This window comes from Rhodovulum sp. PH10 (genome assembly GCF_000293785.1).
GTDB lineage: Bacteria > Pseudomonadota > Alphaproteobacteria > Rhizobiales > Xanthobacteraceae > Rhodoplanes.
Map to the genome: position 1 here is coordinate 1 of NZ_AKZI01000258.1, position 302 is coordinate 302.

The 302-nt window shown below is 70.2% G+C and carries 1 protein-coding gene; it reads left to right on the top strand.

Annotation, left to right across the window (positions count from 1 at the left end; all coding sequences use genetic code 11):
* Positions 1 to 302: Gfo/Idh/MocA family protein (locus A33M_RS21910; RefSeq protein ID WP_040622773.1), on the top strand; the 302-nt coding region annotated here is incomplete at both ends.

The window sequence follows — 302 nt, forward strand, 5'->3', positions numbered from 1 at the left end:
GGTGAGCTGCCTCGGCGCGACCCACATCCCGAGCCGGGTCGACGAGCGCGGCAACACCTATGCGGCCGACGCCGACGACGCCGCCTACGCCACCTTCCAGCTCGCCGGCGGCGTGGTCGCCCAGATGAACTCGTCGTGGTGCGTGCGCGTGCGGCGCGACGACCTCGTCACCTTCCAGGTCGACGGCACCGAGGGCTCGGCGGTCGCCGGCCTCACCAAATGCTGGACCCAGCACCGCGTCAACACCCCGCGCCCGATCTGGAATCCCGACGTCCCGCAGACCATGAACTTCTTCGAGCAGT